This is a genomic window from Streptomyces sp. NPDC012935, assembly GCF_042900345.1.
Classification (GTDB): Bacteria; Actinomycetota; Actinomycetes; order Streptomycetales; family Streptomycetaceae; genus Streptomyces.
Map to the genome: position 1 here is coordinate 1,080,337 of NZ_JBIBBC010000001.1, position 18,059 is coordinate 1,098,395.

Genomic DNA, 18,059 nt, shown 5'->3' on the forward strand with positions numbered 1-18,059 from the left:
GACGGGAAGTCGTGTAGTTCGATTGTCCGGACATACGCATTGACAGCCTACGCACCGAACCCCCACTTTGTTTCCATGCGCATCGGGGTCATCGGTACGGGCCGCATCGGCACCATTCACGCCAACACGCTCAGTCGTCACCGCGACGTCGGCTCCCTGATCCTCACGGACGCGGACGGCGCGCGGGCGCAGGAGCTGGCGCGCCGGCTCGGCGAGACGGCGGCGCCTGGCGTGGACGAGATCTTCAGGTGGGGCGTGGACGCGGTGGTGATCACGACCGCGACATCGGCCCACGCCGAACTGATCGGCCGGGCAGCCCGGGCGGGGCTTCCGGTCTTCTGCGAGAAGCCCATCGCGCTGGATCTGCCGGGCACCTTGACCGCGATCGAGGAGGTCGAGACGGCCGGGACGGTGCTGCACATGGGCTTCCAGCGCCGCTTCGACGCGGGGTACGCCGGCGCACGCGAGGCGGTACGGTCCGGGCGGCTCGGGCGCCTGCACACCGTACGGGCGCTGACCAGCGACCAGGCGCCGCCGCCGGTCGCGTGGCTGCCGCTGTCCGGCGGGCTGTACCGGGACACGCTGATCCACGACTTCGACGTGCTGCGCTGGGTGACCGGGCGCGAGATCGTCGACGTGTACGCGGCCGGCTCGGACGCCGGGCCGGTGATGTTCCGTGAGGCCGGTGACGTCGACACGGCCGCGGTGGTGCTCACGCTCGACGACGGCACGCTCGCCACCGCCACGGCGACGCGGCTGAACGGCGCCGGATACGACGTGCGCATGGAGCTGGCCGGGGAGCTGGACCAGATCGTGGTCGGCCTGGACGACCGTACGCCGATCGCGTCCACCGAGCCGACCGGGCCGCCCGCCGCGGACAAGCCGTGGTCCGGGTTCCTGGAGCGGTTCGGACCCGCGTACGAGGCGGAGCTGAACGCGTTCGTGGAGGTGGTGCGCGGGGAGCGGGCCAACCCTTGCGACGGCCGGGAGGCCTTGCAGGCACTGCGGATCGCCGAGGCGTGCGAGCTGTCGAGACGCGAGCGAAGACCGGTCGCGCTCGGGGAGATTCCGGGCGGGACCGCGGCGACGGCCATGTGACGGTCCCGGGCCCGCAACACCCTCGCCGACCACCCCTCTACCAGCGCACCGGCAGGCTGCGCATCCCCCGCATCAGCATCCCCGGCAGCCACTCCCCGGGCGGGCCGTCGAGTGCCAGGCCGGGAGCGCGCTCCAGCAGCGACCGGATCGCCGTACGGGCCTCCAGTCGGGCCAGGGGTGCGCCAAGGCAGTAGTGGATGCCATGGCCGAAGGCGACATGGCCGCGGGAGTCGCGGCGGATGTCGAAGGTGTCGGGAGCGGCATAGCGGCCCGCGTCCCGGTTGGCCGCGGTCAGGCCGACCATCACCGGCTCGCCCGTCTCGATGCGGGTGCCGCCGATCTCCAGCGGCTCGGCGGCATACCGGAACGTCGCCGTCTCCACCGGCCCCTCGTGGCGCAGCATCTCCTCGACCGCACCGTCGAGGAGGGTCATGTCAGCGCGCAGGGCAGCGAGTTGATCGGGGTGGGTGAGCAGCGCGTGCACGCCGCTGGTGATGAGGTTGACCGTCGTCTCATGGCCGGCGATCAGCAGGATGAAGGCCATCCCCCGCAGTTCGTCCGGGGAGAGCCGGTCGCCGTCCTCGGCCGTGGTGCGGATCAGGTCGCTCAGCAGATCACCGCTGGGGCCGGCACACCTCTTGTCCTCGATCAGGTCGGTGAAGTACTCGCCCAGGCGGCCGAAGGCCTCGACCTCCTTGCCGGGGCTGGTGGGTGCGACTGCCTCGGTCGACATCTTGCGGAAGGCAACACGGTCCATCTCGGGCACGCCGAGCAGTTCGCAGATGACGGTGAGCGGCAGCGGGTAGGCCAGCAATTCCACGAGGTCGGCGCGGCCCGAGGGCAGCATGGCGTCGAGCAGGTCGTCGGTGATCTGCTGGATCCTCGGCCGCAGCTCCTCCACGCGGCGCATGGTGAACGCGCGCGAGATGAGGCTGCGCAGCCTGGTGTGCTGGGGCGGATCGGCGTCCAGCAGGTTCTTCCCGATCTGCTCCTCGTCGAGCGACTTCATGCCGATCTTGGCGCCGTCCTTGGACAGCCGCTCGTCGGCGAGCGCCGCCCGCGCCTCCTTGTGTCCGACGACGAGCCACACCTCGGACTGCCAGTCGGGCAGCCGGACCCGGTGGACCGGGCCCCGCTCACGCAAGCGGGCGTACACCGGATGCGGGTTCTCGCGAAACGCCGGTCCGAACTCCCCCAGATCGATCACTTCTGTCATGACACTCCCCCTCCCACACTTCGCCAACGCGTGGGAGCCCGCTCTAGTGCCCGTCGTCCTCCACTTCCTCCAGAAGTCCCGCGTCGTACGCCAACAGGGCGATCTGCACACGGTTGTTGAGGTCCAGCTTGGCCAGGACACGGGAGACATGGGTCTTGACGGTGGCGACGCTCATGAAGAGCTCCGCGGCGATCTCGGCGTTGGGCAGTCCCCGGCCCACCGCGACGGCGACCTCGCGCTCGCGCTCGTTGAGGGCGGTGAGCCGCTCACGCGCGCGTGAGCGGCGGGTGTCGGCTGCGGTGCCGGCCGCGTGGGCCATCAACTGGCGTGTCACGGTGGGCGACAGGACCGGATCGCCGGCCGCGACCCGGCGTACCGCGTCGACGATCTCGTCGGGCGGCGTGTCCTTGAGCACGAAACCGGCGGCGCCCGCGCGCAGGGCGCGCAGCACCTGATCGTCGGCGTGGAAGGTGGTCAGCAGCACGACCTGCGGTGCGTCCTTCCTGCTGCGCAGCCGCTCCGTGGCGGTGAGTCCGTCGACCGACGGCATCCGGATGTCCATCAGGACCACGTCCGGACGGGAGCGGTCGACCAGCGCCTCGACCTCGGAGCCGTCGGCCGCCTCACCGACGATCTCGATGTCGTCGGCGCCGCCCAGCATGAAGGACAGTCCGGCCCTGACCAACGGGTCGTCGTCGACGAGGAGAAGTCTGATCGCAGTCATGTGCCTTACGTAATCACGGTTGCACGGCGCGGATGGGCCGGACCGCGTGCAGTTCCCGCCAGGAGCACGGCACACGTGCGTGACGTGCGGGGCACCTCAGGCGCGCCTGCCCCGCGGGCTGCCGCCCCGCTCACAACGGCGCGCACCCAGGCGGCCGTTGAGCGCTCCGCTCCGGGACCGACGGCCCTCACCCCCACGGCAGCCAGGCCCGCACCTCGAACCCGCCGTCCGCGGTGGGCCCGTGCTCCAGTCGGCCACCCGTCAGCGTGGCCCGTTCCGTCAGTCCGATCAGGCCCTGTCCGGAGCCGGGTACGTGCGGCACCTCGCCCTCGGGCGCCGGATTGCGTACCGAAACGGACAGGCCCTCACCCGGTGCGCCGGTCACCGTCACCGTGACCTCGGTGCCGGGCGCGTGCTTGCGGGCGTTGGTCAGGCCCTCCTGGGCGATGCGGTAGGCGGTGCGGCCGACGGAGGCGGGCACGGCGGCGGGGTCGGTGACGCGCTGGTCGAGGGTGACCTTCATGCCGGCCTCGCGGGACTCGGTGGCCAGCGCCTCCAGCGCCGCGAGAGTCGGCTGCGGGCGGCCGGAGTCGTCGGGCTCGGCCGCCCGCAGCACGCCGATGATCTCCCGCAGGTCCTGAAGGGCCTCGTGGGCGCTCTCCCGGATGACGCCGGCCGCTCGCGCGATCTCCTCGCGGGGTGCGTCGGGCCGGAACTCCAGGGCCCCCGCGTGCACGCTGAGCAGCGTCAGCCGGTGCGCGAGGACGTCGTGCATCTCCCGGGCGATGGCCTCACGGGCGAGCCGCTGCGCCTGCTCGGCCCGCAGCCGCGCCTCGTTCTCGGCGCGCCGGGCCCGGTCGCGCAGGCTCAGCAGGAGCTGGCGCTTGGACCGTGCGAGCATGCCCCAGCCGACCACCGCGGCGGTCAGCAGCGAAGCCAGGACGACCGACCAGCCGTACGGCATGTCGGGCTCGGGACGCACCAGGAAGTACAGCGGGTTCAGCAGCGCATACGTCCCGGCGACCCAGGCCACGTACCGGAAGGGCCGGTGCACGGCGAGGGTGAACAGGGCGACCAGGCTCGCGCCGCCCGCGGTGCTGGACACGAGGGCGACCGGGACCATCACTGCGGCGAGCCCGACCGGCCAGCGGCGGCGCAGCCACACCGCGGCGCAGGAGAGCGCGCCGACCAGCTGGTCGAAGACGGCGTATCCGGCGGGAAGGTCCTCGTCCCGAATCGTGTCCGCGGCCAGCAGACCGATGATGACGGCCAGCAGGAAGCAGGAGAAGTCGACCACCCAGTCGCGCGCGGTGCGCCGGGGCCGTCCGGGGCGCTCGGGGTCGGGGTCGAACTCCTTGATCAGGGCCGAGGGCAGCAGCCAGCGCCGCCCCGCGAACGCCTGGGGTGCGGGCACCTGCTTGTCACCACTCACGGTCGACAAATCTACGCAGTGCCGGGTCCCGGCGCGCCTCTGCGGGCGGGAGCGGCGACCAAAGTCGCGGCATCGGCGACCTTGGTCGCGACGGATCACCCGGAACGGGGACTTCCGGCTGCCGTGGCTCGCCCCGCGGCCGATTGGCGTGGGGGGTCCGCGGGGCGAGAGTCATGGCATGAAGCAGTTGCTGGAGATCCTGGGAGTCATCGCCCTGGCGCAGGGCGTCGTGGGCCTGCTGAACGAGTTCACCGACTGGGACTGGGGCCTCGTTCAGGGGCTCGACTTCCTCGACGGCTACGAGATCTACGCGAGCGTCGCCCTGCTCGTGCTGGCGGTCGCACTGTTCGCAGCTGCCGGGAGCCGGAGGTCCGGATGAACGCGGACCGGACCTCCGGCCGGTGGCACCGTTCCTCGGCGCCGGCTGTGACCGTGGGGGATCAGCAGCCGTAGTTGACCAGGTCGAACGACTCGTAGTGGTCGGCCGTGTAGTAGTCCTCCTGGTTCTCCTCACCGGTGACGATCCGGCGAGCTCCGCGGTCGGAGGACCCAGGCGTGATGACCGTGTACTCGTGGTAGTAGCCGGTCGACTGGCTCGGCAGGATGCCTTCCCGGTTCTGGAAGACGGTGCCGTCCTGGTCGTAGGGGAAGGGGCCACCCTGCTCGATCAGGTCGAGCGTGTCGTGCGCCTGCGACGGCAGGTTGCTGTAGCAGATGCTGCCGACCGCGGCGGCCGCCGGCGTGGCAGTGACGGTGCCGCCGACGAGAAGGGCGGACAGGACGGCGGCCGCGGCACCGATGCGAGTGATTCGTGGGGGGAATCTCATGGCTTCATGATGACGCGCGTAGACAGTGGCATGTCAATGTCAACGGCGGAGATTTTCCCGGCAAGTCCGATGAATTTTCGGGAAGTTAACGTGCGCCCCGGCGTCCTCACCCGATCTCCATGAGAGGTCGTGCGAGAACGCCGCAGACGGCTGATCAGGCCTCCTCGGGGAGTCCGAACGTGCCGTACTCGGGGCGACCAGCCAGGTCGTAGGAGTTGATGGCGACACCGGTGCTCGTGACGCTGCCGCCGCTGTGCTTGAACGCGGTGGGCACGGCGCCCTCCGTGAACAGGCGGTGGCCCGTGCCGAGCACGACCGGGAAGGTCAGCAGGTGGAGGGTGTCGACGAGGCCGAGGGCAAGCAGCGACCTGACGAGGGCACCGCTGCCGTGCACCTGGAGCTCGCCGTCGACGCGCTCCTTGACGGCGGTGACCTCCTTGGCGAGGTCGCCGCTCAGCACGGTGGTGCCGGCCCAGGCGGGGTCCGTCAGCGTGGCGGACGGGACGTACTTCGGCAGGGCGTTCAGCTTGGAGGAGACGGGGTCGGCCGGATCGGTCACCTTCGGCCAGAACGCGGCGAAGATGTCGTACGTACGGCGTCCGAGGAGGAAGGCGGCCGGGCGGGCGAAGACCCCGTTCATGAACTGGCCGAAGTCGTCGTCGGCGTACGGAAAGCTCCAGCCGCCGTGCTCGAAGCCGCCGCGGGTGTCCTCCTCCGGGCCACCGGGAGCCTGGTAGACGCCGTCGAGCGTGACGAAGAGGGTGGAGACGAGCTTGCCCATGAGGAGTGCCTCTTTTCCGGTTTTCGGGGCGCGATCTGTTTCCGGTTTTCCGGGGTGAGATCTGCTGTCATCACCTCAGACCCCGCCGGCACCCGCAACTCATCGCTGGACCGTGTTCCGCGGCGCCTTCCCCCCGGCACCTCGGTGTCCGTTCGCCGCCAGCACCTCGGCCCGTGCGGCGCTGGGATGGACCCATGACAACCACGCATGCACCCCTGACAACCACTTCCGCAGCCCTGCACGGCAAGATCGCCCTGGTCACCGGCGCCAGCCGTGGCATCGGCGCCGCCACGGCGCTGCGGCTCGCCCGGGAGGGCGCCGACGTCGCCGTGACCTATGTGAACGGCAAGGAGGCCGCCCAGGAGGTCGTACGGGCCGCCGAGGCGCTGGGGCGGCGGGCCGTGGCCCTGCGGGCCGACTCCGCGGACGCGGACGAGGCGGCGGGCGCCGTGGAGCGCACGGTCGAGGAGCTCGGCGGCCTGGACGTGCTGGTGAACAACGCCGGCGTCGGGGTCCTGGGTCCGCTGGAGGGTCTGTCGCTCGCGGACGTGGACCGGGTCCTCGCGGTGAACGTCCGAGGGGTCTTCCTGACCTCCCAGGCGGCGGCCGCCCGGATGAGTGCCGGGGGCCGGATCATCACGATCGGCTCCTGCATGGTCCAGCGGGTGCCGGGCCCCGGCGGAACGCTCTACGCGACCAGCAAGTCGGCCCTGACCGGTCTGACGAAGGCCCTGGCACGCGAGCTGGGCCCGCGCGGCATCACGGCGAACGTCATCCACCCCGGCCCCATCGACACCGACATGAACCCGGCCGACGGCCCCTACGCGGCAGACCAGGCGGCCCTGACCGCCCTGGGCCGCTTCGGCACGGCCGACGAGGTGGCGTCGATGGTCGCGTACCTGGCGGGGGCGGATTACGTGACGGGTACGGAGTTCGCGGTGGACGGCGGCCACGCGGCCTAGCACCTGCGGTGGGTCCGGCCTCCCCTGGGCCGGACCCACAACCCTGTTTCGGCACAGGCGCACCGGTGTCGGGCTCCGGTGCGCCGGCGGCGTCAGCCGCCCAGCTCCTGGTGGCGCGCCGCCAGGCCCGCCGTGCCCTGCTCCGTCAGCGAGCCGTGCAGCCGCAGGCGGGAGATGCCGCCGTCCGGGAAGATGTCCACGCGCGCGTGCGTGCCCACGGCGGGGTCGGGCAGGACGAACCGGTGGTTCGTGTCGGGCTGGAGGCGGGTGCGCGGCAGGATCTCCGTCCACTCACCGTCCTCGCCGTCCTTCACCGAGACCGAGGCCCAGCCGGCGCTGTTGCCCTTCAGGTATGCCGTGTCGATCTCGATCGCCCGGATCTGGGACTGGGCGACGAGGCGGTAGCGGATCCAGTCGTTGCCCTGGTCGCGGCGTCGGCGCGTCTCCCAGCCGTCGTCCATCTTGCGGGAGCGGCCCGGCTGGATGGTGTTCGTGGCGGGCGAGTAGAAGAGGTTGGAGGCGTCCTCGACCTGGCCGCCGTTCTCCAGGGCGACGACGTCGAAGGTGCCGAGCACGTCCAGCCACTGCGGGTCCGGCGCGACCTCGCCGTACACGCGCAGGCGGGCGATGCCGCCGTCGGGGTGCTGGTTGACACGCAGGTGGGTGAAGCGCTGCTCCACGGCGATGGCGAAACCATTCTCCGCATGCCCGCCCACCGGCGTGCGCGGCACCAGCGTCGTCCACTTCACGTCGTCCGCCAGCAGCTCCTGCGGCGACGGCGAACCCGGTACCGACGTGGCCTCGATGGACACCGCCTGCGGGTAGTTGCCGCGGAAGTGGGCCGTGTCGACGACGATCCCGCGGATCACCCCGGGCGCGCCGAGACGCACCAGCGCCCAGTCGTGGTCCTCGGCCGTCGGCCACGGGTGCTCGGCGGAGGCACCGCGCCGCCGCCGGGTCTCCCAGCCGTCCATGATCTTGCCCTTGTGCCCGAAGTGCTCGGGGTCGAACTCGGCCCGCTCGGGCAGCAGAAGGTTCTCGCGCTGGGCGAAGAACTCGTCGTTGGCGGCGATGACACCGGCGCCCAGCCCTCGGTCGGCGAGGTTGGCGTACTGGGTGAACGGGAAGTCGGCGGTGCGGTGGTCGGCGTAGGGGTCGCCGCCGTCGTAGGGGTTCGCGTCGCCGGTGAAGCTGGGTATCGCCGTCACGGTGATCAGGTCTGCCTTTCGCATTCGATGGGTGGGATTCAGCTGGTCCGGGTGAGGAGTCGCCCCTTCGGGTCGGTGAACTCGCCGTCCGCGACGATGCGTTCGCCGCGCAGCCAGGTGGACTTCACGACGCCGTACAGGGTCTTGCCCGCGTACGCCGTCACGCGGTTGCGGTGCTGGAGGGCGGCCGGGTCGACGGTGAACGTCTCGTCGGGCGCGAGGACGGCGAAGTCGGCGTCACGGCCCGCCACGATGGCGCCCTTGCGGTCGTCGAGTCCGACGAGCTCCGCCGTCCGCGCGGACATCCAGCGGACCACGTCCTCCAGGCCGTGCCCGCGCTTACGGGCCTCGGTCCATACCGCCGCCAGGCTCAGCTGGAGCCCGGAGATGCCGCCCCAGGCCGTCGCGAAGTCGTCGGTCTTCAGGTCGGCCGTGGACGGGGAGTGGTCGGTCACGATGCAGTCGATCGTGCCGTCGGCCAGCGCCTGCCACAGCAGGTCCTGGTTGGCGGACTCGCGGATCGGCGGGCAGCACTTGAACTCGCTGGCGCCGTCCGGGACTTCCTCGGCGGTGAGGGTCAGGTAGTGGGGGCAGGTCTCGACGGTGATCCGGACCCCGTCCGCCCTCGCCTCGGTGATCAGCGGCAGCGCGTCGCTGGAGGACAGGTGCAGGACGTGCACGCGTGCGCGCAGGGCCTTCGCCTCACGGATGAGCTGGGCGATGGCCGTGTCCTCGGCGTCCCGGGGTCGGGAGGCCAGGAAGTCGGCGTACTTGGGTCCCGGCTGCTGCGGGGCGGAGGCCAGCAGGTGCGGGTCCTCGGCGTGCACGATGAGCAGGCCGTCGAACGCGGCGATCTCGGCCATGGAACGGGCCAGCGGGTCCCGCTCAAGGTGCGGGAACTCGTCCACGCCGGACGGCGACAGGAAGGCCTTGAAGCCGAAGACGCCTGCCTCGTGCAGCGGTCGCAGGTCCTTGACGTTGTCGGGCAGGGCGCCGCCCCAGAAGCCGACGTCGATGTGCGCCTTGTCGGCGGCGACCTCCTGCTTGACGCGGAGGTTGCCGACCGTCGTGGTCGGCGGGAGGGAGTTGAGCGGCATGTCGACGAGGGTGGTGATGCCACCGGCCGCCGCGGCGCGCGTGGCGGTCCAGAAGCCCTCCCACTCGGTGCGGCCCGGGTCGTTGACGTGCACGTGCGTGTCGACGAGGCCGGGCAGCAGGACGTTGTCGCCGAGATCCTCCAGACGGGCACCGGACGGGACTTCGGCGTCGTACCCGAGTACGGCCGTGATCTTGCCGGCGGAGACCAGGACCGAGGCGGCCCGTGTCCCCTCCGGGGTGATGACGCGCGTCGAGCGCAGCACCAGTTCAGCGTCGGACACCCGAACCCCTCTCTGCCGCCGTTCACTTCCGCGTAACGGAATTCAACGTTCTGTTGAAGGAGTCTCCGCTCCCGTTCCCGCGCCGTCAAGGGCACACTTCTCCACAGTGCACCCGCCCGCCACTCTCTGGACGTTTCCACAAAGCGGAATTATAATTCCGGCAAGCAGAACGTAGCTACGTACAAGCGGGGGGTCAACCGACCGACGGGTAGGCTTCTGACCTCCCACCGGTCCCGAAAGGAACGCCGTGCCGACGTCCAGCGCCAGCACCACCGACTCCGCCAGGTCCAGCTCCAATGGTGGCGTCCAGTCCCTCGAGCGCGCCTTCGACCTGCTGGAACGGATGGCGGACGCGGGCGGCGAGGTCGGCCTGAGTGAGCTGTCCGCGAGCAGCGGGCTGCCGCTGCCCACCATCCACCGCCTCATGCGGACGCTCGTGGCGTGCGGTTACGTACGCCAGCAGCCCAACCGCCGCTACGCCCTCGGCCCGCGCCTGATCCGCCTCGGCGAGTCCGCGTCCCGGCTGCTGGGCACCTGGGCCCGCCCGTACCTCGCCCGGCTGGTCGAGGAGACCGGCGAGACGGCGAACATGGCGCTGCTCGACGGCGACGAGATCGTGTACGTCGCCCAGGTGCCGTCCAAGCACTCGATGCGGATGTTCACCGAGGTCGGCCGGCGCGTGCTGCCGCACTCCACCGGTGTCGGCAAGGCGCTGCTCGCCTCCTTCCCTCCGGAGGAGGTGCGGGCACTGCTGTCCCGCACGGGCATGCCGGCCGCCACGGAGAAGACGATCACCACGCCGGACGGCTTCCTCGCAGCCCTGGAGGAGGTGCGGCGCACCGGCTACGCGATCGACGACAACGAACAGGAGGTCGGCGTCCGCTGCCTCGCCGTGCCCGTCCCCGACTCCCCCACCGCGGCGGCCATCTCGATCTCCGGCCCGGCAGGACGGGTCACCGAGGCGGCGACGGACAAGATCGTGCCGATGCTGCAGCAGGTGGCCGTCGAGCTGTCGCAGGCCCTGGCCAGCTCGGCACCGACCGCCTGATCCGATCAGGTCCGGGGACTCAACGACGCGGCGGGTCCCCGAACAACTCCACCGCGTCCCGTACGGCCGACAGCCCCCGGGACAAGGCGCTCACTGAGCCGATCGCGCCGGCGATCAGCAGCAACGACCGGCGCAGACGCGGGATTTCGGGGGCGCCCTCGATCGTCATCGCGGCCAGCGTGGCAAGTTCGTCCTCGGCGATTCCCCGGTCGGGGAACTCGCCGGGGTGCGCGGCGAGTTCGCGGCGCAGACGGGACACAGCCGTCCGCAGTCCCGCCACCCTCAGGTCCTCGTCGCTGCCCGTCACCGGCCTCTGCCCCAAGCTCCGCAACAAAGCTCCCCCTCGCACGCCGTTGTGCGCCAGTAGTCACGCGTCCCCCGTCGAGCACCCCGGACGGCGGTCGGGCGCCGGGGACGCGGGCCAGTAAACGCCACCGCTGCCGGGCGCGCCACCATCCGGACCGAAATTCAGCCCAACGGCACCGGCCGCGCCTGCGGACGTCAGGTATGCAGGACGCATGAATGAGAAACAACCCCCACCGGTCACAGGTCTGCTGCTCGCCGCCGGGGGCGGACGGCGGCTCGGCGGACGCCCCAAGGCCCTGCTCCGGCACCGTGGCCGACCGCTCGTCGAGTACGCGGTCGGCGTGCTGCGCGCGGCCGGCTGCGCCCGCGTGCACGTGGTGCTGGGCGCGCAGGCCACCGCCGTACGGGAGCAGGCGGAGCTCGGTGACTGCGTCCTGGTGGAGAACCCGGACTGGGCCGACGGGATGGGCTCCTCCCTGCGGACCGGGCTCGACTCGCTCGCGGGCACGGGTGCGCGGGCGGCGCTGGCGGCGCTCGTCGACCAGCCCGGCATCGGTCCGGAAGCGGTCGCGCGCGTGCTCGCCGCCTACGAGGACGAGGCGTCGCTCGCCTCGGCCGCCTACGACGGCGTACGCGGGCATCCCGTGCTCTTCGGCGCCGCCCACTGGGCGGGCATCGCGGCGACTGCGACCGGCGATCGAGGGGCACGCGCCTATCTGAAGGCGCATGAGGACGCGATCGTGCTCGTCGAGTGCGGGGACGTGGCCCGGCCGTACGACATCGACACGGAGGCCGATCTCGCCCACCTTGAGTAAAGACGGTGGCACCCAGAGCCACCTTGCCTCGACTCAGAGAATCTCGACATCAACAAACCATTGAACTTCCACCATGAGGAAACTAGTATCCACTGTTCAGAAGCGCCCGACTGCTCCACGGGCGCTCCCAGCCGTATCCGGGAAGACTGGCACCCGGTGCCAAAGCTCGACCGCTCGTCTCCGTAGTTCGCTGAAGGAAGTGACAGCTCATGTCCGCACCAGCGCCGTCCCCGCTGGCCATCGTCGACGCCGAGCCCCTGCCGCGGCAGGAGGAGGTCCTTAACGAAGCGGCCCTCGCCTTCGTGGCCGAGCTGCACCGCCGGTTCACGCCCCGCCGTGACGAACTCCTCGCCCGCCGTGCGCAGCGCCGCGCCGAGATCGCCCGCACCTCCACCCTCGACTTCCTCCCTCAGACCGCCGCCATCCGTGCGGACGACTCCTGGAGCGTGGGCCCGTGCCCGCCCGCGCTGCAGGACCGCCGGGTCGAGATCACCGGCCCCACCGACCGCAAGATGACCATCAACGCCCTCAACTCGGGCGCCAAGGTCTGGCTCGCCGACTTCGAGGACGCCTCCGCCCCGACCTGGGAGAACGTCGTCCTCGGCCAGGTCAACCTGATCGACGCGTACACCCGGAACATCGACTTCACCGACCCGAAGTCCGGCAAGTCGTACGCCCTGCGCGCGAACGACGAGCTCGCGACCGTCGTCATGCGCCCGCGCGGCTGGCACCTGAACGAGCGTCACCTCCAGATCGACGGTGAGCCGGTCCCCGGCGCCCTCGTCGACTTCGGCCTGTACTTCTTCCACAACGCCCAGCGCCTGATCGACCTCGGCAAGGGCCCGTACTTCTACCTCCCGAAGACGGAGTCCCACCTGGAGGCCCGCCTCTGGAACGACGTGTTCGTCTTCGCGCAGGACTACGTCGGCATCCCGCAGGGCACCGTCCGCGCGACCGTCCTGATCGAGACGATCACGGCGGCGTACGAGATGGAGGAGATCCTCTACGAACTGCGCGACCACGCCTCCGGGTTGAATGCCGGCCGCTGGGACTACCTGTTCTCCATCGTCAAGAACTTCCGTGACGGCGGCGCCAAGTTCGTCCTCCCGGACCGCAACGCGGTCACGATGACGGCCCCGTTCATGCGCGCGTACACCGAACTCCTCGTCCGCACCTGCCACAAGCGCGGCGCGCACGCGATCGGCGGCATGGCCGCCTTCATCCCGTCCCGCCGGGACGCCGAGGTCAACAAGGTGGCCTTCGAGAAGGTCCGCGCCGACAAGGACCGCGAGGCCGGCGACGGCTTCGACGGCTCCTGGGTCGCCCACCCCGACCTGGTCCCGATCGCCATGGAGTCCTTCGACAAGGTCCTCGGCGACAAGCCCAACCAGAAGGACCGCCTGCGCGAGGACGTCTCCGTCCAGGCGGCCGACCTGATCGCCATCGACTCCCTGGACGCCAAGCCGACGTACCCGGGCCTGGTCAACGCCGTCCAGGTCGGCATCCGCTACATCGAGGCCTGGCTGCGCGGCCTCGGCGCGGTCGCCATCTTCAACCTGATGGAGGACGCGGCCACCGCCGAGATCTCCCGCTCCCAGATCTGGCAGTGGATCAACGCGGGCGTCGAGTTCGAGAACGGCGAGCACGCCACCCCCGAGCTGGCCCGCAAGGTCGCCGCCGAGGAACTGGCGAACATCCGCGCCGAGATCGGCGAGGAGGCCTTCGCGGCCGGCCACTGGCAGCAGGCCCACGACCTGCTGCTGGAGGTCTCCCTCGACGAGGACTACGCGGACTTCCTGACGCTGCCGGCGTACGAGCAGCTGAAGGGCTGAGCCCTCAGGAAGCCGGTTTGTCCGAGTGGCCCAGGGACTTCCCCGGGGCCACTCGGTCGCGTACGGCCTGCTTGACCGCCGTCGGCTCGGGGAACCCCTGCTCCCGGCGGTCCCAGACCACCTCGTCGCCGACGCGGACGACGAAGATCCCGCCCTTGCCCGGCTTCAGCGCCAGTTCGTCCAGCTCCGCCTCGAAGGTGGTGAGCAGTTCCTGCGCCAGCCAGGCCGCCCGGGGCAGCCACCTGCACTGGGTGCAGTACTCGATCTCGACACGGCCACTCATCCGAGGTGCACCGACCAATCCTGTTCCGCGGCCGGCTTGCCGTGCAGGTCGGGCACCTGCTTCAGCCACTTCGGCCGGCCTTCCTGTGACTTCGCCGCGCGTCGGGCCTGCTCGGCGGCGAGTTCCTCCCGGGTGGGGAAGTCGGTGGGGAGCCAGGCGGAGGACGCACGCACGCGTGCGTGGAGGTAGCCGACGTAGGCCTCGCGGAGCGCGTCGGGCGTCTCGAAGCCGGGCTCGTCCGCCAGCCAGGCGTCCGGCACCTCGGCCACGATTTCGCGCAGCAGTTCCTCGCTCACCCTCGGCGCCAGCTCCGCGTCCGCGGCGCGCACGTCGGGGGCGTAGTGACCGAGGGCGTGGTGGCGGAAGTCGTAGGACTTCCCCGGGTCCGAGCCGTCCCAGCGGTGGTGAAAGACCAGGGCCGCCCCGTGGTCGATCAGCCACAGGCGCGGCGCAACCGTGCCGAGCGTGGGCCAGATCATCAGGTTCGAGCTGTGCACCGTGCGGTCGACGTTCGTGGTCAGGGCGTCCAGCCAGACGATCCGGCCCGCCTCCAGCGGGTCGACGGGGAAGGTCTTCGCGACCTCCGGGGTGAAGTCCCGGGCGCCCGGCAGAAAGTCCATGCCGAGGTTGACCCCCGCGCTGGCGGCGTGCAGGTCCCGCACCTCCTGGTGCGGCTCGCTGTCCGCGACGGCGGGGTCGAAGTGGACCAGGACCAGCTCGGGGAACCGCAGCCCCAGCGCACGGGCCAGTTCACCGACGATCACCTCGGCGACCAGCGCCTTGCGGCCCTGCGCGGAACCGGTGAACTTCACGACGTACGTGCCGAGGTCGTCGGCCTCGACGACTCCGGGCACGGAGCCGCCGGACCGCAGAGGGGTCACGTATCGAACAGCAGTCACGTCGCGCAGCACACCCGCCAGGGTAAATCAGCGCTCACCCGGCCAGCGGGTTCGGCAGGGGCAGATAGCGGGCGTCGGCGCCGTCCGCGCCCGTCCAGCGCAGCAGCAGGTTCGTCTTGCCGGGGAGCGTGGGTGCGGTGAGCAGGCCGGCGATCTCGGGCAGGTCGTGGCGGGCCAGTTCGCGGCGTACGGCGGGCCAGGGGTCGAGGCCGGGATGACGCTCGGCGAGGGCGGCGGCGAGCTCGCACAGGTGATTCACGACGAGCGTGTAGACCAGCCGCTCCCAGCCTGCCTCACGGGGCACGTCCGGCAGCAGCTTCACGCCCTCGGCGTCCCGGAACAGGGCCTGCACCGGGATGCCGTCGCTGTCGACGGCGACGAGCGTGTTCTGCAGGTGGGCCTCCAGGACGACGCCGTGGTCGGCGAAGGCGGCGAGGGCGGGCGGGACGACTGCCCGCAGGTATGCCTCCCACCAGGCCGTGTCGCCGAGCGTGCTGCCTTCGAAGCCCTCCAGCAGGCCTGCGGCGAGGATCGGCGCGGCACCGGGCAGCAGGTGGCCCTGGAAGCCGTCGCGCACGAGGACCGCGAGCTCCTCGAACGCGAAGTCGGCGGTGCGGTAGGCGCGGTCGGAGAGCCAGGCCGCGGGGCCGGTCGCGAACGCGCGGGACGCCGCCGCATCGGTCCTGCGGAGTTTCAGCAGGTCGTGGCGCCACAGCCGACGGATGTCGTTGGTGATGCGGACGTCGAGGCTGAACTTGAGGAAGAGGTCGCCGGCAGGGGCGCCCTCAGGGACGTACAGCGTGCGGATCGCGGCCGTCGGCCATGCGTCGAAGCCGGTCGTGCCCAATCTCACGAGCCTGCCGTCCGCGAACGCGTCCGCGAGCTCCCGCCCGACCAGGTCGAGCTGCCACGGATGCGCGGGCAGCAGCCGGTAACCGGGCGGGGCCTCGCCGAAGGCGTCCAGGGCGGAGGTGTCGCCCTCCTCGACGACGGTGTCCTCGCGCAGGCCGAGCAGCGTCAGCGGGAAGCGGGCGTGCGCCTCGGGGGCGTACGGCAGCCAGGCCGCGACGGGGCCGCCGCCGCGCGCCTTGGGGGCGGGGTGGTAGGGGTGGCCGGTGAGGAGGCACTGCTCGGAGCGGAGGTAGGGGTCCTCCGGCGGCGTCGCACGCGCGCGTGCGGTGAGCAGCGCGGCAACCGTGTCCCGGCTGTCGATCATCTCGGCGGGCAGTTCGTGGTTGGGCAGACCGGTGTGGCGGCGCAGCTCGTCGGCGACCAGCTTGACGAGCTCGGTGTGCCCGATGCGATGCCAGGTCCCGTCCGCATGCACCTCGGGCTCGGCGGGCCGCCGCTCGCCGAGGACGCGCAGCAGGCGGCCCGTACCGCGCAGCCGGTACACCCGCCGCCCGCCCGGGCTCACAACGGGCTCGGCCAGCTCCCGGAGGAAGCAGTTCAGCAGGGGCGCGACCGCGTGGGCGTCGGCGCGGGCCGCGACGTCCTCGGCCAAGGCGACGCCGGCAGCGGCGGACAGGGGGTTGAGGTGCACTCGCTCCACTCGTTCTCTACGGTCCGTTCAGGACGCAATCCACGGTCCGTTCAGGTCTGTCTCTACGGTCCGTTCCGGTGGGAAGACGATCAGTATGTCTGTCGTCGGCACCCGACCCGACGTCCTACTCGTACCCGAGGAGCCCGCCCGTGCACCGTCTCCCCAGCGCAGAGGCCGAGGTCCGCGCCGATCTGGCCGACGTACGCCCCGAACTCGCACCGCGGTACGCCGCCGAGCTGCCCGGGGCCCGCGCGGCCGTGCTGACCCGGCTGTGGCGTGCGCTGGCGTACGAGCCGCTGCCCTGGGTGGTGCGCCGTGAGCGCGGCGGCGAGGGCCTCACCCTGCGCCTCTCGGACGGCCGCCGGCTGCTCGGCCCGCATGCCGACCCGTACGGCACCGCCGCGTACGTCAACGCCGTACACCTCGACGAGACGCCGTACGACGATCCGGCCAGGCTGCTGACCGACCTCTCCGTACCGCACGGTACGTCCCTCGCCGCCGAACTCGGCCACAGCGTCGCCTCGTTGGCGCTGTCGCGGGCGGGGCAGGACGGTCACCCCGAAGAGTGGCCGGTATCCGACTGGGAGTGGGAGCAGCGGGTGGTCGACGGGCATCCGTTCCATCCCAACTGCCGTTCCCGGCCCGGCTTCTCGGTCGCCGAGCAGCTGGCGTACGGGCCCGAGCACCGGCCGGTGGTGAGGCTGGGGCTGGTGCCGGTGCGGGCGGCGCAATGCCTCGTGTCGGGCCGGTGGCCCACGGGGATGCGGGACGGGGAGCGAGTGCTGATCCCGGTGCATCCGTGGCAGGCCGAGCATGTACTCAAGCGCCCCTACGACGCCCATGGCGACGGGATCGCCGCGCACCCGCTGATGTCCCTGCGCACCCTCGCCCTGCCCGGCGGACCGCACGTGAAGACCGCGCTCAGCGCACGCCTGACGTCCTCGGTGCGGGACATCTCGGTGTACTCCGTCGGCATGTCGGCCACGCTGTCGGACTTCGCGGCGGAGCCGGCGGCACGCATGGACGGGCTGCTCCACGTCACGCGCACGCTGGGGGCCGTCACGGCCGACTCCCCCGACCTGGCCGCGGTGTTGCGCGAGTCGCCGCAGGAATACGCCGGGCCCGGCGAACGAGTCGTGCCGGTGGCCGCGCTCCCCACCACCGAACTGCCCCGATCCCCGGCCTGGCTGGCCGAGTTCACACGTCTCACCCTCACCGTGGGGCTGCGGTTGCTGGAGCTGGGAGTCGCGCTGGAGGCGCACGGCCAGAACCTGCTGGTGGTGCTGTCCGCGAGCGGTTCCCCGGTGCGCCTCGTCTACCGCGACCTCGCCGACATCCGCATCAGCCCGGCCCGACTGGCCCGGCACGGCATCACGCTGCCGGAGCTGACCGGCCGGATCGTCACCGATGACGTCCCGACCCTGCGCCGCAAGCTGTTCGGCTCGCTGGTGGCCGGGGCGCTGGCGGGCACGGCGGGCTCGGGCGCGGCGTTGCGCGGGGCGCTGGAGGCGGTCGTAGGGGAGCTGCCGGGCACCGGGGATCTTGCCGCGCTGTGCGAGGAGCCGTTGCCGACGAAGGCGCTGACGCTGATGCGGCTGTCGCCGGGGACGCCCGGGGACCAGTGGGCGGAGCTGCCCAATCCGCTGGTCACCGAGGTGTTCTGACCCCCGTTCCGACCTCGTTTGAAGCGGGACACCTCTGATCAA

18 protein-coding genes are annotated in these 18,059 nt (G+C 71.5%); 7 read left to right on the top strand and 11 right to left on the bottom strand.

Going from position 1 to position 18,059, the window contains the following annotated elements:
* The first annotated feature begins 75 nt into the window (after positions 1-75).
* On the top strand, positions 76-1,098 hold the full coding sequence (locus ACFY5C_RS04705; protein ID WP_389440318.1) for a Gfo/Idh/MocA family oxidoreductase: 1,023 nt from the start codon (positions 76-78) through the stop codon (positions 1,096-1,098).
* Positions 1,099-1,135: 37 nt separating this feature from the next.
* Here ACFY5C_RS04705 and ACFY5C_RS04710 read toward each other — a convergent pair whose 3' ends face one another.
* The 3 genes from ACFY5C_RS04710 to ACFY5C_RS04720 all read right to left on the bottom strand — a co-directional run bounded on the left by ACFY5C_RS04710 (position 1,136) and on the right by ACFY5C_RS04720 (position 4,479).
* A complete protein-coding gene (locus ACFY5C_RS04710) occupies positions 1,136-2,314 on the bottom strand; it encodes a cytochrome P450 (protein ID WP_389440321.1) in 1,179 nt (392 codons plus the stop codon).
* A 43-nt stretch (positions 2,315-2,357) separates the two neighbouring features.
* A complete protein-coding gene (locus tag ACFY5C_RS04715) occupies positions 2,358-3,038 on the bottom strand; it encodes a response regulator (protein ID WP_389440323.1) in 681 nt (226 codons plus the stop codon).
* 187 nt (positions 3,039-3,225) lie between these two features.
* Complete coding sequence (locus ACFY5C_RS04720; protein ID WP_389440325.1) at positions 3,226-4,479, bottom strand: sensor histidine kinase; 1,254 nt, start codon at positions 4,477-4,479, stop codon at positions 3,226-3,228.
* A 169-nt stretch (positions 4,480-4,648) separates the two neighbouring features.
* Here ACFY5C_RS04720 and ACFY5C_RS04725 point away from each other — a divergent pair, with 169 nt between their 5' ends.
* Positions 4,649-4,849 (top strand): hypothetical protein, encoded by a 201-nt coding sequence (locus tag ACFY5C_RS04725; protein WP_389440327.1) that lies wholly within the window; start codon positions 4,649-4,651, stop codon positions 4,847-4,849.
* Between the two features lie 61 nt (positions 4,850-4,910).
* Here the strand turns inward: ACFY5C_RS04725 and ACFY5C_RS04730 are convergent, their stop codons facing one another.
* Positions 4,911-5,297, bottom strand: a complete 387-nt coding sequence (locus ACFY5C_RS04730; RefSeq protein WP_389440329.1) for a ribonuclease domain-containing protein — start codon at positions 5,295-5,297, stop codon at positions 4,911-4,913.
* A 154-nt stretch (positions 5,298-5,451) separates the two neighbouring features.
* Entirely contained in the window at positions 5,452-6,078 is a 627-nt protein-coding gene (locus ACFY5C_RS04735) for a dihydrofolate reductase family protein (RefSeq protein WP_389440331.1), read from the bottom strand.
* Between the two features lie 194 nt (positions 6,079-6,272).
* Between ACFY5C_RS04735 and ACFY5C_RS04740 the strand changes: the two genes are divergently transcribed.
* Positions 6,273-7,040 (top strand): SDR family oxidoreductase, encoded by a 768-nt coding sequence (locus ACFY5C_RS04740; RefSeq protein WP_389440333.1) that lies wholly within the window; start codon positions 6,273-6,275, stop codon positions 7,038-7,040.
* A 92-nt stretch (positions 7,041-7,132) separates the two neighbouring features.
* Here ACFY5C_RS04740 and alc read toward each other — a convergent pair whose 3' ends face one another.
* Positions 7,133-8,248 (bottom strand): allantoicase, encoded by a 1,116-nt coding sequence (gene alc / locus ACFY5C_RS04745; RefSeq protein WP_389440722.1) that lies wholly within the window; start codon positions 8,246-8,248, stop codon positions 7,133-7,135.
* Between the two features lie 38 nt (positions 8,249-8,286).
* Positions 8,287-9,627 (bottom strand): allantoinase AllB, encoded by a 1,341-nt coding sequence (gene allB / locus ACFY5C_RS04750; protein WP_389440335.1) that lies wholly within the window; start codon positions 9,625-9,627, stop codon positions 8,287-8,289.
* 247 nt (positions 9,628-9,874) lie between these two features.
* Between allB and ACFY5C_RS04755 the strand changes: the two genes are divergently transcribed.
* Positions 9,875-10,675 (top strand): IclR family transcriptional regulator, encoded by an 801-nt coding sequence (locus ACFY5C_RS04755; RefSeq protein ID WP_389440337.1) that lies wholly within the window; start codon positions 9,875-9,877, stop codon positions 10,673-10,675.
* 19 nt (positions 10,676-10,694) lie between these two features.
* Here the strand turns inward: ACFY5C_RS04755 and ACFY5C_RS04760 are convergent, their stop codons facing one another.
* Positions 10,695-10,982 carry a DUF5955 family protein gene (locus ACFY5C_RS04760; protein ID WP_389440340.1) on the bottom strand — a complete coding sequence of 96 codons (288 nt, stop codon included), beginning with the start codon at positions 10,980-10,982 and terminating at the stop codon, positions 10,695-10,697.
* 211 nt (positions 10,983-11,193) lie between these two features.
* Here ACFY5C_RS04760 and ACFY5C_RS04765 point away from each other — a divergent pair, with 211 nt between their 5' ends.
* Both ACFY5C_RS04765 and aceB read left to right on the top strand, forming a co-directional pair.
* Positions 11,194-11,796, top strand: a complete 603-nt coding sequence (locus ACFY5C_RS04765; RefSeq protein WP_389440343.1) for an NTP transferase domain-containing protein — start codon at positions 11,194-11,196, stop codon at positions 11,794-11,796.
* A gap of 209 nt (positions 11,797-12,005) precedes the next feature.
* Entirely contained in the window at positions 12,006-13,628 is a 1,623-nt protein-coding gene (gene aceB, locus ACFY5C_RS04770; protein ID WP_389440346.1) for a malate synthase A, read from the top strand.
* Positions 13,629-13,632: 4 nt separating this feature from the next.
* Here the strand turns inward: aceB and ACFY5C_RS04775 are convergent, their stop codons facing one another.
* The 3 genes from ACFY5C_RS04775 to ACFY5C_RS04785 are packed head-to-tail and all read right to left on the bottom strand — an operon-like array spanning position 13,633 to position 16,362.
* Positions 13,633-13,911: a SelT/SelW/SelH family protein gene (locus ACFY5C_RS04775; RefSeq protein WP_389440349.1), complete on the bottom strand. Its 279-nt coding sequence runs from the start codon at positions 13,909-13,911 to the stop codon at positions 13,633-13,635.
* Positions 13,908-14,822, bottom strand: a complete 915-nt coding sequence (locus ACFY5C_RS04780; protein ID WP_389440351.1) for a HipA family kinase — start codon at positions 14,820-14,822, stop codon at positions 13,908-13,910. Before ACFY5C_RS04780 ends, ACFY5C_RS04775 begins: the two co-directional genes overlap by 4 nt.
* Positions 14,823-14,844: 22 nt before the next feature.
* Positions 14,845-16,362, bottom strand: coding sequence for an IucA/IucC family protein (locus ACFY5C_RS04785; protein ID WP_389440354.1), 1,518 nt, complete (start codon positions 16,360-16,362; stop codon positions 14,845-14,847).
* A 140-nt stretch (positions 16,363-16,502) separates the two neighbouring features.
* Between ACFY5C_RS04785 and ACFY5C_RS04790 the strand changes: the two genes are divergently transcribed.
* Positions 16,503-18,017 (top strand): IucA/IucC family protein, encoded by a 1,515-nt coding sequence (locus tag ACFY5C_RS04790; protein WP_389440356.1) that lies wholly within the window; start codon positions 16,503-16,505, stop codon positions 18,015-18,017.
* The last annotated feature ends 42 nt before the right edge of the window (positions 18,018-18,059 follow it).